Genomic DNA, 13,116 nt, shown 5'->3' on the forward strand with positions numbered 1-13,116 from the left:
ACGCGTGCGTCAAAAGCGGTCCTTGCGCGCACGAATTTCGGCAAATACATCGACCGGAGCGGACCCGGTCATGCCGAGTTGTGCCTGTATTCCTGCGTCACCGGCACGCAGAAACGGGTTGGTGGCCAGTTCGTCAGCCAGTATTGAGGGGACAGTGGGCCGACCGGCGGCGCGGGCAGCGCTGATCTCTATGGACCTTGATATAAGAGCCGCGTTGTCCGGGTCAACGGTCCGTGCGAATTTCGCGTTGCTTTCTGTGTATTCATGTCCGGAGCAGATCGTGGTCTGAGGCGGTAGGGATGAAATTTTCCCAAGGCTTTCAAACATTTGTGCCATTGTTCCTTCAAAGACACGGCCACAGCCCATCGCCATGAGGCTATCGGCGGTAAAGACCACGGCGCTTTGTGGGAAATGAAACGCCAGATGGCCGACTGTGTGGCCGGACACATCCATGACGACGCCTGTCTCGGAACCGATCCCAATCTGGTCGCCGTCGCTCACGGTGCGGTCGAGTGGGGGCAGGCGGTGGGCGTCGGCGGCAGCCCCAATCACCGATGCGGAGTGACGCGCAAGCAGCGCGCCGAGGCCCTGGATATGGTCGGCATGGTGGTGGGTGAGCAGCACCAATGAGGCGCTCCAGCCTTGTTTATCAAGGGCTTGGAGGATCGGCTCGGCCTCTGGCACGTCGATCACCGCCGTAACCCCGGTGGCCGGATCATGCGCGATATAGGCATAGTTGTCAGCCAGGCAGGGGACAGTAAGGATTTGCAAAACCATGGTATTTTCCCAATTGCCAGTTAGTGTTAGGGTCGAGAGTGACTGATCTTTGGCCGGGCTGCAATGCATCTGGATGTACAGGACCTGCGAAATTTTTATTACCGAAGCACATTGGGGCGGGCGGTCCAGAAAACCGTGCGCGCACAGGTTGCAGAGTTTTGGCCTGAGGCGCAGGGGCAGACGGTCGTCGGCTATGGATTCGCCGTTCCGTTCCTGCGTCCCTACCTTGCCGATGCGCGTCGTGTGATCGGATTAATGCCTGCACCTCAAGGGGTTATCGGGTGGCCTCAGGGGTTGCCGAATATTTCTGTGCTCTGCGAAGAGACATTCTGGCCTCTGGAAACTGGGCATGTCGACAAGCTCTTGGTGGTACATGGGCTGGAGACGTCGGAGCAGCCGGGTGCGGTGCTGGAGGAGTGCTGGCGCGTGCTTGGGCCGGGAGGATCGGCTCTTTTCATCGTGCCGAACCGGGCCGGGCTATGGTCGCGCTCTGACCGCACGCCCTTTGGATTCGGGCGCCCCTACAGTCAGACACAGTTAGAAAGCCAATTGAAATCACACAATTTTTTGCCGGAACGCCATGCTACGACGCTCTATCAGCCGCCCTCAGAACGCCCTTTTTGGCGGAAGACGGCGGGCATGTGGGAGCGGATGGGTGCCAAGCTCTCCGTCGTCGCGGCGGGTGGTGTGTTGATGGTCGAGGCCACAAAACGGGTGCAGGCGCCGAGCGGGCCGGGGCTGCGCGATACAGTGCGCAAACCGCTTAGCGTGCTGCGCCCGCAACCCGAGGCCAAGCCGGTCTGACTGTGTACAGGGCGTACAATTTGTACGCGCGTTTTGTACTCAAGCGCCGTGCCGATTCCGACATCGCGTCAGCCCGTGCGTTCCGGTGTCGGATCGAGCGCGATATCGGCCAAGGTGCTGCGGTCGAGATCGTCGAGAAAGGCGCGCTCTGCTGACCTCAATCGCGCCTTGAGCCGACAGCGGCCGTCGAGAGAGCAGTCCCCCGCCTCTGGTCCGAAACAGGCGACGAGTGCCTGACCGGATTCGAGATGGCGGATCACATCCCCCAACCGGATCTCTTCAGGGGGGCGGGCGAGGAGTGCACCGCCGCCGCCGCCGCGCCGGGTGTCGATCAGCCCGGCCTGTGACAGGCGCTGCATGATCTTGGCGAGGTGGTGGCGTGAGAGGTCGAACTCGGTCGCCAACTCGGCGCTGGAAAAGGCGCGATCGGGGGCGCTGGCCATGCGCATCAACATCCGCAGGCCGAAATCGGTAAAGGAGGTAAGGCGCATGGTCGCTGGGTCTCCGGATAAATCGGTATTTACAATACCTATTAACAGGGTTAGACCGAATTGCAAAGCGGGATTGGTGCTTGGTGCCTCTACCGCGTTACAGAAAGGACTGTCCGATGTCCGATACGCGCAAACCGCTCGGCTATGCCTCGCCGCCCTGCATGGCGCAGGAGGTGGACCCGGCCTATTTCGATCCCCTCGCGACCGACCCCGAGCAGGCGCGCGATGTGGCGCGGTGGCGCAAGGCTGTGCGCGGGCGCCTGAGAGGGCTGCGCGCTGCGCTGAGTATGGCGGATCGCCAAGAGATCGGGCGGGCTCTGTCAGAGCACCTGCGCGCGGTGCTGCAAGAGAAATTCAACGGAGCGCGGGGCAAGGTTCTGTCCTGCTACTGGCCGATCAAAGGTGAGCCGGATTTGCGCGACCTGATGGTGGAGTGGCATGCGGGCGGCGTCCTGATTGCGCTGCCGATTGTCGAAGTGAAGGCCGCCCCGCTGGTGTTTCGACGGTGGACGCCCGAGACACAGATGGTGCGGGGGGATTGGAACATTCCGGTGCCGCCCCCTGAGGCGGAGCGGGTGATCCCCGACATTACCCTCGCGCCGATGATCGGCTGGACCGAGGACTGTTACAGGTTGGGCTATGGCGGTGGCTATTTCGACCGGACCTTGGCGGCGCTCGACCCGCGCCCGGTGAGTATCGGAATCGCGCTGGGTTCGGCGCTGATCGAGACAATCTATCCGCAGCCGCATGATATTCCGCTCGACATGGTCGTGACGGACACGGGCCTATGGGCCGAAAGGAACGCGAGATGACGAGCACGGCAGAGCAGATGCGGGGCTGGCGAGGGCCGGCACTTCTGAGTTTCGGGTTCCGGCCGTTTTTTCTGGGCGCAGGGATATGGGCCGCTTTGATCATGGTGCTGTGGGTGCCGATGCTGGTCGGGGTGATCAGTTTGCCCACGGCGTTCGATCCGGTGAGTTGGCACGCGCATGAGTTTCTGTTTGGCTATCTGGTCGCGGTGATCGCGGGATTCATGCTGACGGCTGTGCCGAACTGGACCGGGCGTTTACCCATCGTGGGCTGGCCGCTGGGGGGATTGGCGGCGCTGTGGCTCTTGGGGCGTTTGGCCGTGATGGTTTCTGGTGGGCTGCCGCCTCTTGCGGTGGCGCTGATGGATCTGGCGATGCCGGTGGTTCTGGCAGCGGTCATGCTGCGCGAGATCGTGGCTGGCAAGAACTGGCGCAATCTGATGGTTGTCGCAATGCTGGCGGTTCTGACGTTCGGCAATGCGCTGTTTCATTGGGAAGCGGCGCAGGGCGCGTATGCGGCGCAGGGCTATGGGCTGCGTCTTGGGCTGGCGGCGGTTGTGATGATGATTGCGGTGATCGGGGGGCGCATTGTCCCCTCTTTCACGCGCAACTGGCTGGCGCGGCGGGGGCCGGGGCGATTGCCCGTGCCGCCGATGCAGCGGTTCGACAAGCTGGCGCTCTTGGCGCTGCTGGGCGCGCTGCTGTCATGGGTCTTGCTGCCGGTGGACGATGGCACGGGGGCTGCGCTGATCGTGGTGGGAATCTTGCACGCGGCAAGGTTGGCGCGCTGGGCGGGGGATCGTACCGGGGCGGAGCCGCTCGTCTGGGTGTTGCATCTGGGGTATGCGTTTGTGCCGCTTGGTGCCGTGTTGATCGGGCTGGAGATTTTGTGGCCCGGTCTGATCGGGATAGCAGCGGCGCAACATCTGTGGATGGCGGGGGCGGCGGGGTTGATGACGCTGGCGGTCATGACACGGGCGACGCTGGGTCATACAGGGCGCGCGCTGACGGCAGGTTTGGGCACGGTGGTGATTTACCTTGCGCTGGTGGTCTCCGTGCTGGCGCGGTTGGCGGCGGGGCTGTGGCCTGCGGAGGCGAGTGCATTGCACGCGCTGGCGGGGATCGCGTGGATCGGGGCGTTTGGCGGGTTTGCGGTGCTTTACGGGCCGCTGATGCTGCGGCAAAAACCGGCAAAGACAATTCCGGGGGCCTGATGGGCTGGGCGGAGTTCATCGCGGCCTTTGGCGTCTTCTTCCTGAGCCATTCGATCCCGGTGCGCCCAAAGGTCAAGGCATGGCTGGTGGCGCGGGTCGGGCAGCGGGGATTTACCCTTGGCTATTCACTGTTGTCGCTGGCGGTTCTGGCCTGGGTCATCGGGGCAGCGGGGCGCGCGCCCTTTGTGCCGCTCTGGAGCTGGGCGGCGTGGCAGGGGTATGTGACAGTATCCCTGATGCTGGTCGTCTGCGTGATCCTTGGGTTGGCGATAGCGCGGCCCAATCCGTTTTCCTTTGGCGGCGCGAATAATGCGCGGTTTGATCCGGCGCGGCCCGGTATCGTGCGGGTGACGCGGCATCCGATGCTCCTCGCGCTGGCGCTCTGGGCAGTGGGGCATATGGTGCCGAATGGTGATCTGGCGCATGTGATCCTCTTTGGATGTTTCGCGGGCTTTGCCGGGATGGGTGGGGCGTTGATCGACCGGCGCAAGCGGCGGGCGATGGGGGCGGAGTGGGTGCGGTTGGACCACGCACGGCGGCAGGCGGGACCGGTGCCGCAAAGCTGGCCGGCGGCGGTGCTGCGGAGCGCGCTGGGATGCGTGCTCTACGCGCTGGTTCTTGGCGCGCATCCTTCTTTATTCGGTGTCTCGCCGCTGGGGTGAGGGCTGGCGATTGAGAGGGTCCGCGCCTGCGCCGGGGGGCAGGCGACCGGCCTTTATAATAAGGTGCGGCGGATCTGCGAATCCATGATAGCGTTAACGCTTGGCGATGCTTTGGGCAGGGGCTGCGTGAGGGGAATCGGCAATTGGTAGTAAAAAGTGAAGTTTTTTGAAGATTAAAAAGCGCGCAATAGGTCGCACTTGGGTTAAGTCTTTGAAATCGAATTGTATTCTTTAGTATACAATAGTTTTCAAGCGGCTTGCCCGCTTGGTAAGGCTCTGCTACACCGCAGCCGAATTTGGGTGTTTCGCAAGTCTCACCCTATGCCAACGCCCCCGGATGTGACCCTGCGTCACGGCTGACCAACCGGGGCCAGATTATCGGAAGGGTGGACGTGTCCGAACCAGCTTCGATCTCTACTGGCATTGCCGCGCGCTATGCCACTGCGATATTCGAGCTTGTGAGAGAGGCCAAATCAGTGGCCAAACTCGAAAGCAATCTCAATGATCTGGCACAGGCGCTGACCGACAGCGACGATCTGCGTGCAATGATCTCTTCTCCGGTGCTGAGCCGTGATGTGCAGGGGGCGGCGATGTCCGCCGTGGCAGCCAAAATGAAGCTGCTGCCCGAGTTGCAGAATGGTATGGCGCTGATGGCGCAAAAACGGCGTTTGTTCGTGCTGCCGCAACTGATTGCGCAGCTCAACGCCATGATCGCCGAGGACAAGGGCGAAGTGAGCGCCGATGTCATCAGCGCCAAGGCGCTGACCAAGGCACAAGCGGACAAGCTGGCCAAGACGCTGAAAGACCGCGTCGGCAAGGATGTCAAAATCAATGCGACCGTTGATGAAAGCCTCATCGGCGGTCTAGTCGTCAAGATGGGCTCGAAGATGATCGACACGTCGATCCGCTCCAAGCTCGATTCCCTGCAGAATTCAATGAAAGAGGTCGGATAAATGGGTATCCAAGCAGCAGAGATTTCTGCGATCCTGAAGGACCAGATCAAGAACTTTGGCCAAGATGCCGAAGTTGCCGAGATCGGCCGGGTTCTCTCGGTGGGTGACGGGATCGCACGGGTTCACGGGCTGGACAATGTTCAGGCCGGTGAGCTTGTCGAGTTTCCGGGCTCGATCATGGGCATGGCGCTGAACCTCGAGAGCGACAACGTCGGCGTCGTGATCTTTGGTTCCGACCGTGACATCAAGGAAGGCGACACCGTCAAGCGCACCAAGTCCATCGTGGACGTGCCGATTGGCGACGAGCTGTTGGGCCGCGTTGTGGACGGTCTGGGCAATCCGCTGGACGGCAAGGGCCCGATCAAGACCAAGACCCGCGGTCTGGCCGATGTGAAGGCCCCCGGCATCATCCCGCGTAAATCGGTGCATGAGCCGATGGCGACCGGACTCAAGTCCGTGGACGCGATGATCCCGATTGGTCGCGGTCAGCGCGAGCTGATCATTGGTGACCGTCAGACCGGCAAGACCGCGGTGGCGCTCGACGCGATCCTGAACCAGAAGATCTATAACGAGGCCGCAGGCGACGACGAGAGCAAGAAGCTCTATTGCGTCTATGTTGCTATCGGTCAGAAGCGCTCGACCGTGGCGCAGCTGGTGAAGAAGCTCGAAGAGAGCGGCGCGATCAAATATTCGATCGTTGTGGCCGCCACCGCGTCGGACCCCGCGCCGATGCAGTTCCTCGCCCCCTATTCCGCGACCGCGATGGCCGAGCATTTCCGCGACAATGGCCGTCATGCGCTGATCGTTTATGATGATCTCTCGAAGCAGGCTGTGGCCTATCGCCAGATGTCGCTGCTTCTGCGTCGTCCGCCCGGTCGTGAAGCCTATCCGGGGGACGTGTTCTATCTCCACTCCCGCCTGCTGGAGCGGTCGGCCAAGCTGAACGAGGCCAATGGCTCGGGCTCGCTCACCGCGCTGCCGATCATTGAGACCCAAGGTGGCGACGTGTCGGCGTTTATTCCGACCAACGTGATCTCGATCACCGACGGTCAGATCTTCCTTGAGACGGAACTCTTTTATCAGGGTGTCCGCCCGGCCGTGAACACCGGTCTGTCGGTGTCTCGTGTGGGCTCGAGCGCGCAGACCAATGCGATGAAATCTGTCGCGGGTCCGGTAAAACTGGAACTGGCGCAGTATCGTGAGATGGCGGCGTTTGCCCAGTTCGGCTCTGACCTAGACGCGGCGACGCAGCAGCTCTTGAACCGTGGTGCGCGTCTGACCGAGCTGATGAAGCAGGCGCAGTATTCGCCGCTGACCAATGCCGAGATCGTCTGTGTGATCTATGCTGGCACCAAGGGCTATCTGGACAAGATTCCGGTGAAGCAAGTGGGCCCGTATGAGCAAGGTCTGCTCAAGCACCTGCGCGGCAAGCATGCCGAGTTGCTGGCGTACATCACCAAGGAAGACCCCAAGATCAAGGGTGAAGCCGAGGACCGTATCAAAGCTGCGCTGGACGAATTCGCCGCTGACTTCGCATAAGGGGGAGATAAGGCAATGCCGAATCTCAAGGACCTGAAAAACAGGATCGCGTCGGTCAAATCGACCCGCAAGATCACCAAAGCCATGCAGATGGTTGCCGCGGCGAAACTTCGCCGCGCGCAGGATGCTGCCGAGCAGGCCCGCCCTTATACCGAACGCTTCAACGCGGTCATGGGCAAGCTGGCGGCCTCTGTGGGCGATGCCGCCAATGCGCCGCGTCTGCTGGCAGGCACGGGTGAGGACAAAGTGCATCTCTTGGTGGTGATGACCGCCGAGCGGGGCCTTTGCGGTGGCTTCAACGCCAATATCGCCAAGCTCGCAAAGCTGCATGCCGCTGATTTGCTCGCCAAGGGCAAGACCGTCAAAATCGTGACCGTGGGCAAAAAGGGCCGCGACGCGATGCGGCGGGACTATGGCCAGTATTCGGTGGGTCACATTGATCTGAGCGAGGTCAAGCGCGTGGGTTATGCCGATGCGCAAGCGATCGCAGCCGATGTTCTGGGTCGCTTTGATGCGGGCGATTTCGATGTCGCCAAGATCTTCTTCTCGCGCTTTGAGAATGTTGTCAGCCAGATCCCAACCATGCAGCAGGTGATCCCGTTCGACGTCACCGAGTTGGAGCAAGCGGTCGATACCGACAGCTATTACGACTATGAACCCGACGAGCAGGCGATCCTGGCGGATCTCTTGCCGCGTGGGGTTGCGACCGCGATCTTTGCGGCGCTGTTGGAGAACGGGGCCTCGGAGCAGGGCGCGCGGATGTCCGCGATGGACAATGCAACGCGCAACGCGGGGGATATGATCGACAGATTGACGATCGAATACAACCGCTCGCGCCAGGCCGTGATCACCAACGAGCTTATTGAAATCATTTCCGGCGCGGAAGCGCTGTAAGAGAACCGGAGACGAAACATGGCAAATGCAAAAGGCAAGGTGACACAGGTCATTGGCGCCGTTGTGGACGTTCACTTTGACGGCGATCTGCCAGCCATTTTGAACGCGCTGCAGACCGACAACCACGGCAAGAAGCTGATCCTCGAAGTGGCGCAGCATCTGGGTGAAAACACCGTGCGCACCATCGCGATGGACGCGACCGAAGGTCTGGTGCGGGGACAACCCGTCAGCGACACCGGCGCGCCGATTTCGGTGCCGGTTGGCAACGCGACGCTGGGCCGTATCCTGAACGTCATCGGCGAGCCAGTGGACGAGGGCGCGCCGATCAAGGCCACGGAATACCGTTCGATCCACCAGCCTGCGCCGGAGTTTTCCGAGCAGTCGACCGCGTCCGAAATCCTCGTGACGGGGATCAAGGTTGTGGACCTGCTGGCCCCCTATGCCAAGGGCGGCAAGATCGGTCTCTTTGGTGGTGCCGGTGTGGGCAAGACGGTTCTCATCATGGAACTGATCAACAACATCGCCAAGGTGCACTCGGGCTATTCCGTGTTTGCCGGTGTGGGCGAGCGGACCCGTGAGGGCAACGACCTCTATCACGAGATGATCGAATCCAACGTGATCAAGCCCGACAATCTGGAAGAGAGCCAAGTGGCCCTTGTTTACGGTCAGATGAACGAGCCTCCGGGAGCACGTGCGCGTGTGGCGCTGACCGGCCTTACGCTGGCCGAGCAGTTCCGCGATCAGTCGGGGTCGGACGTTCTGTTCTTTGTCGACAACATCTTCCGCTTTACGCAGGCGGGGTCCGAGGTGTCGGCGCTGTTGGGTCGTATTCCGTCCGCTGTGGGCTATCAGCCGACGCTGGCCACCGACATGGGCGCCATGCAGGAGCGCATCACCTCGACCAAATCCGGTTCGATCACGTCCATTCAGGCCGTTTACGTGCCTGCGGATGACCTTACCGACCCGGCACCTGCCACGACGTTCGCCCACCTCGACGCCACGACCGTTCTCAGCCGTGCGATTTCCGAGCTTGGCATTTATCCCGCTGTGGACCCGCTCGACTCGAACTCGCGTCTGATGGACCCGCAGATCGTGGGCGAAGAGCATTATCAGGTTGCGCGTGACGTGCAGGGGATTTTGCAGCGCTACAAATCGCTTCAGGATATCATCGCCATTCTGGGCATGGACGAACTGTCGGAAGAGGACAAGCTGACCGTGGCACGTGCCCGGAAAATCCAGCGTTTCCTCAGCCAGCCGTTCGACGTGGCCAAGGTCTTCACCGGCTCTGATGGGGTTCAGGTGCCGCTGGAAGAGACGATCAAATCGTTCAAGGCCGTGGTCGCGGGCGAGTATGATCACCTGCCCGAAGGTGCCTTTTACATGGTGGGTGGCATTGCCGACGTGCTCGCCAAAGCCGAACGCATGGCTGCTGACGCGGCCTGATCAACGTCTGTCATGGCCTGTGCGGGGTAATCCCCGTGCAGGCGTGACACCATGAGGGAGGCCGCAATGGCTGACACAGTGCAATTCGATCTGGTGAGTCCCGAGCGGCTCTTGGCCTCGGTCGCTGCCCATGAGGTGAGCATACCTGGGGCCGAGGGTGATCTGACCGCCATGGCCGATCATGCCCCGCTCATCACCACCCTGCGTCCCGGCATTGTGCGGGTTTCAGGGCCGTCGGGCGAAAAGGAATATGTCGTCACGGGTGGTTTTGCCGAGATCAACGGCACGAGCGTTTCGGTGCTGGCAGAGCAGGCCGTGGCGCGGGAAGATATGACCAAAGAAGCCTATCAGACCATGGTCAATGCGGCCACCGACAAGCTGGCGCATGCACAGGACAAATATGTCAATGAGCCGGGTCCGGTCGATGAGGCCGCGAAGCTCTTGGCAGATATGGTGGCGATGGGCGACCATATCGGTCTGTCGTCCAACTGAGACAGGACGGCGTTCAGGATTTAAAGGGGCCGTGTCGCGGCCCTTTTTTTGTTTTTATTTCTTTTTTCCGCCTAAAATACTTAATACTCAGGTCCGAGGTTCGGAAGGCGTGCCATGAAATTTCTGATCAATCAAGCTATTGGGATCGAGCAAGGGGATGATGTCCTGTTCTCGGATTATGCCGATGGTGGTGAAATGTGGACCGGATCAGGCGAGCGTGAGCGGCGCAAGAAGATCGGGTTCGAGACGCCGTTCAAGTCCGAGCCTGCGGTGCATGTCGCGCTCTCGCTTTGGGATATGGACAGCGCCACCAATGCCCGTGCCGATGTGATGGCGGAAAAGATCACGACCAAGGGGTTTGACGTGGTGTTTCGGACCTGGTCGGACACCCGTGTCGCGCGGGTGCGTGTACGGTGGATGGCGATTGGCGAAGTGTTCCACGAGGACGATTGGCAAGACGTCTACTGACGGTGGCAGACTCAGGAGGGGCGGGATGGACACACGATTGCGCGCGGGAGAGCGGGTGACGGGAACACCCGAGAGCACCGACGCCACACTCTATTTCATTGGCCGCATTCATACGCCCTGGACAGAGCGTCACGACTGCCCGCGACAGGGGCGGTTGGATGGGCCGGAGTGTCGGATCGAGGTTTTTGCGCCGTGGGTCGCGGCGCTGGAGGGTATTGAGACCTATCAACATCTCGAAATCCTATATTGGCTGGACCGGTCGCGACGTGATCTGGTGCGGCAGAATCCCATGGGGGATGGCGCACGCTATTTCGGAACCTTTGCGCTGCGGTCGCCGCAGCGGCCCAATCCCATTGGCACGTCACAGGTGCGCCTGATCGGGGTCGAGGGGCCGGTGTTGGTCGTGAGGGGGCTGGATTGTCTGGATGGCACGCCATTGCTGGATGTCAAACCGGACCGTTGCGAGTTTACCCCCAAGGCCCCGGCCAAGGCAGCGGACGGGGGCTAGGCGTCAGGTGGCGTGAGGCACTCTGAGGGGGCAGGAGGGGCCTGTTGCTGACATTGGTCCCGCGCGGCGCCCTTCGGGCTTGAGTCCGCGCGTAAGCGCTTGGGACCAACGTCCCCTTCTTGCCAAAACCTGCCGCCTCTACTGACCGGGTCGGAGCGGGTGCGGCACCGGGTCTTTGGCGCGCCAGAAATGTGCGCGGAAGATTTGGGCGTAGGAGCGATAGACATAGCCATCGTTGCGCCGCAGGTAGTGGTCGCGCCGTGCGGCATAGAGGGCGGGGAGGCGATACCATGGCACCTCTGGGTGCATGTGATGCACGACATGCAGGTTGTTGTTGAGAAAGAGCCAGGCGAGCGGGCCGCGATCCTCGATCACCACGGTGCGGCCACTGGCGCGCTCATGGGCGCGGTGCTCCAGAAATGTGCGGATTTTCAGCACGGCCAGTCCGAGCCAGACGGCCAGCAGATAGGCCCAGACTGGCATCGGCGCAAAGCTGAGCCAAACAAGCACCAGCGCCACCGCCGGGATGTGCCAGAGCCATGCGTGGAGCACGGCACGGTTGCCGAGCTTGATGGCCTGCCAGTCGGTACGCAGGAAAATGACCTGCGCCACGAGGGGTCCGATGAGCATGCGCCCGGCCAGCGTGTTGTTGATCCGCAGGACCGCCCGCACCCCGAGCGGCAGGCGCGCCCAGACGGTGGGGTCTAGGTAGTTCGCCTCTGGGTCGTCATAGGGGTCGGTCAGATATTCCTCGCGGTGATGTGCAAGATGGGTGTCGCGGAAGCGGACGTAGGGGATCAGCAAGCAGAGGCAGGGAAAGACCAGCGCTTCATTGAGGCGCCGGGACCGGAACGGATGGCCATGCAAGGCCTCGTGGCACAGCGAAGAATGGAGGGCGATGGCAAGGCTGGTCAGAACGATCCCCAAGGGCAACCAGAGCGCAGAGGCCGCCGTGGTGCCGATCGCCCATACAGCATAGCAAAGCACCAGAAGCGCCAGAGTCGGCCATTCCACGCCCGCCCTGTCCTGAGCCGTGGCGTGATTTTGGGAGACCCCGGTCATGGGACGGCTGTCCGACTGCAATTGCATGGTTGCTCCTGATGCGTGGCATGATGCGGCGACAGTCGTTTCGATTGCGTTGCGACACCAGTTTGGAAATGGTTAACATTTCTCCGCAACTGTGATAATAATCACCATATGATAAAAAAAATCGACAAACGTTTGCGAGCCACACTGTTTCGCACCCGGTTGGCCGAGGCGATGCGCCTGCGGCAGAGCAACCAAAGCGCCTTGGCGCGCAGCATCGGTGTGGATCGCTCGACTGTGTCGCAACTGCTCAAGGAGGAAACGGGTCGGCTGCCCAATGCGCAGGTTGTGGGCGAATGTGCCTCGGCGCTTGGGGTCTCGGCCGATTGGCTCTTGGGGTTGACGGACCGGCCTGAGACGGCTGCTGATATGCTGGCCAATACGCTATCGCTGACCGAGGCACCGCGCGCCTTGGTCGATGAACAGATTTTTGCCTGGCACAAGGAGGCGGCGGGTTACAAGATCCGCCATGTCCCTGCCGCGTTGCCGGACATGCTGAAAACGCGCGCCATGCTGGAGTGGGAATATGAGCCGCATCTCGGGCGCTCGACCGATCAGGCGATTGGTGCGTCCGAGGATCGCATGGCGTGGATGCGGGCGGCGCAATCGGACTATGAGATCGCCCTGCCGCTCTTTGAGATCGAGAGTTTCGCACGCGGAGAAGGGTATTACCGTGGTTTGCCCGCCGCCATCCGCCGCGCGCAACTGGATCACCTGATCACTGTCACAACGCAGCTCTATCCCAGTCTGCGGCTCTATCTGTTTGATGCGCGTCGCGTCTATTCGGCCCCCGTGACAATTCTCGGCCCGCTTCTGGCAGTTCTCTATATCGGGCGGAATTACATGGTGTTTCGTGATCGGGAAAGAGTGCAGGCCATGACGCTGCATTTCGACAGTCTGGTGCGCGAAGCGTCGATCACGGCGCGGGCCTTGCCGGACCATTTGCGCGGATTGCGGGATGGGACCGTGAGTTAGG

The 13,116-nt window shown here is 61.5% G+C and carries 15 protein-coding genes; 12 read left to right on the forward strand and 3 right to left on the reverse strand.

The window, feature by feature from the left end; genetic code table 11:
- Window positions 1-9: 9 nt before the first annotated feature.
- Window positions 10-777, reverse strand: coding sequence for a hydroxyacylglutathione hydrolase (gene gloB / locus ACSSVY_RS07145; RefSeq protein WP_454268720.1), 768 nt, complete (start codon window positions 775-777; stop codon window positions 10-12).
- Between the two features lie 63 nt (window positions 778-840).
- Here gloB and ACSSVY_RS07150 point away from each other — a divergent pair, with 63 nt between their 5' ends.
- The gene (locus ACSSVY_RS07150; RefSeq protein WP_454268721.1) at window positions 841-1,581 is read left to right on the forward strand and encodes a methyltransferase domain-containing protein; all 741 of its coding nucleotides are present in this window, start codon (window positions 841-843) and stop codon (window positions 1,579-1,581) included.
- A gap of 68 nt (window positions 1,582-1,649) precedes the next feature.
- Here ACSSVY_RS07150 and ACSSVY_RS07155 read toward each other — a convergent pair whose 3' ends face one another.
- On the reverse strand, window positions 1,650-2,072 hold the full coding sequence (locus ACSSVY_RS07155; RefSeq protein ID WP_454268722.1) for an Rrf2 family transcriptional regulator: 423 nt from the start codon (window positions 2,070-2,072) through the stop codon (window positions 1,650-1,652).
- Between the two features lie 116 nt (window positions 2,073-2,188).
- On the opposite strand from ACSSVY_RS07155, the gene ACSSVY_RS07160 reads away from it, so the two are divergent.
- The 10 genes from ACSSVY_RS07160 (at window position 2,189) to tsaA (ending at window position 11,054) form a co-directional block, all read left to right on the forward strand.
- Entirely contained in the window at window positions 2,189-2,884 is a 696-nt protein-coding gene (locus ACSSVY_RS07160) for a 5-formyltetrahydrofolate cyclo-ligase (protein ID WP_454268723.1), read from the forward strand.
- A complete protein-coding gene (locus tag ACSSVY_RS07165) occupies window positions 2,881-4,095 on the forward strand; it encodes an NnrS family protein (protein ID WP_454268724.1) in 1,215 nt (404 codons plus the stop codon). The genes ACSSVY_RS07160 and ACSSVY_RS07165 overlap by 4 nt, the downstream gene beginning before the upstream one ends.
- Complete coding sequence (locus ACSSVY_RS07170) at window positions 4,095-4,757, forward strand: NnrU family protein (protein WP_454268725.1); 663 nt, start codon at window positions 4,095-4,097, stop codon at window positions 4,755-4,757. The genes ACSSVY_RS07165 and ACSSVY_RS07170 overlap by 1 nt, the downstream gene beginning before the upstream one ends.
- Window positions 4,758-5,143: 386 nt before the next feature.
- Complete coding sequence (locus tag ACSSVY_RS07175; protein ID WP_454268726.1) at window positions 5,144-5,710, forward strand: F0F1 ATP synthase subunit delta; 567 nt, start codon at window positions 5,144-5,146, stop codon at window positions 5,708-5,710.
- Window positions 5,711-7,249 (forward strand): F0F1 ATP synthase subunit alpha, encoded by a 1,539-nt coding sequence (gene atpA / locus ACSSVY_RS07180; RefSeq protein WP_454268727.1) that lies wholly within the window; start codon window positions 5,711-5,713, stop codon window positions 7,247-7,249.
- 15 nt (window positions 7,250-7,264) lie between these two features.
- On the forward strand, window positions 7,265-8,143 hold the full coding sequence (locus ACSSVY_RS07185) for a F0F1 ATP synthase subunit gamma (RefSeq protein ID WP_454268728.1): 879 nt from the start codon (window positions 7,265-7,267) through the stop codon (window positions 8,141-8,143).
- 18 nt (window positions 8,144-8,161) lie between these two features.
- Window positions 8,162-9,586, forward strand: a complete 1,425-nt coding sequence (atpD, locus tag ACSSVY_RS07190; RefSeq protein ID WP_454268729.1) for a F0F1 ATP synthase subunit beta — start codon at window positions 8,162-8,164, stop codon at window positions 9,584-9,586.
- A gap of 66 nt (window positions 9,587-9,652) precedes the next feature.
- Window positions 9,653-10,078, forward strand: a complete 426-nt coding sequence (locus ACSSVY_RS07195) for a F0F1 ATP synthase subunit epsilon (protein WP_454268730.1) — start codon at window positions 9,653-9,655, stop codon at window positions 10,076-10,078.
- Between the two features lie 114 nt (window positions 10,079-10,192).
- A complete protein-coding gene (locus ACSSVY_RS07200) occupies window positions 10,193-10,546 on the forward strand; it encodes an H-type lectin domain-containing protein (RefSeq protein WP_454268731.1) in 354 nt (117 codons plus the stop codon).
- A gap of 25 nt (window positions 10,547-10,571) precedes the next feature.
- Window positions 10,572-11,054: a tRNA (N6-threonylcarbamoyladenosine(37)-N6)-methyltransferase TrmO gene (tsaA, locus tag ACSSVY_RS07205; RefSeq protein WP_454268732.1), complete on the forward strand. Its 483-nt coding sequence runs from the start codon at window positions 10,572-10,574 to the stop codon at window positions 11,052-11,054.
- A 138-nt stretch (window positions 11,055-11,192) separates the two neighbouring features.
- On the opposite strand, the gene ACSSVY_RS07210 is transcribed toward tsaA, so the two are convergent.
- A complete protein-coding gene (locus tag ACSSVY_RS07210) occupies window positions 11,193-12,116 on the reverse strand; it encodes a fatty acid desaturase (RefSeq protein WP_454268940.1) in 924 nt (307 codons plus the stop codon).
- Window positions 12,117-12,251: 135 nt separating this feature from the next.
- Here ACSSVY_RS07210 and ACSSVY_RS07215 point away from each other — a divergent pair, with 135 nt between their 5' ends.
- Entirely contained in the window at window positions 12,252-13,115 is an 864-nt protein-coding gene (locus ACSSVY_RS07215; protein WP_454268733.1) for a helix-turn-helix domain-containing protein, read from the forward strand.
- Window position 13,116 lies beyond the last annotated feature (1 nt).

Source organism: Roseovarius sp. MBR-51 (assembly GCF_053628575.1).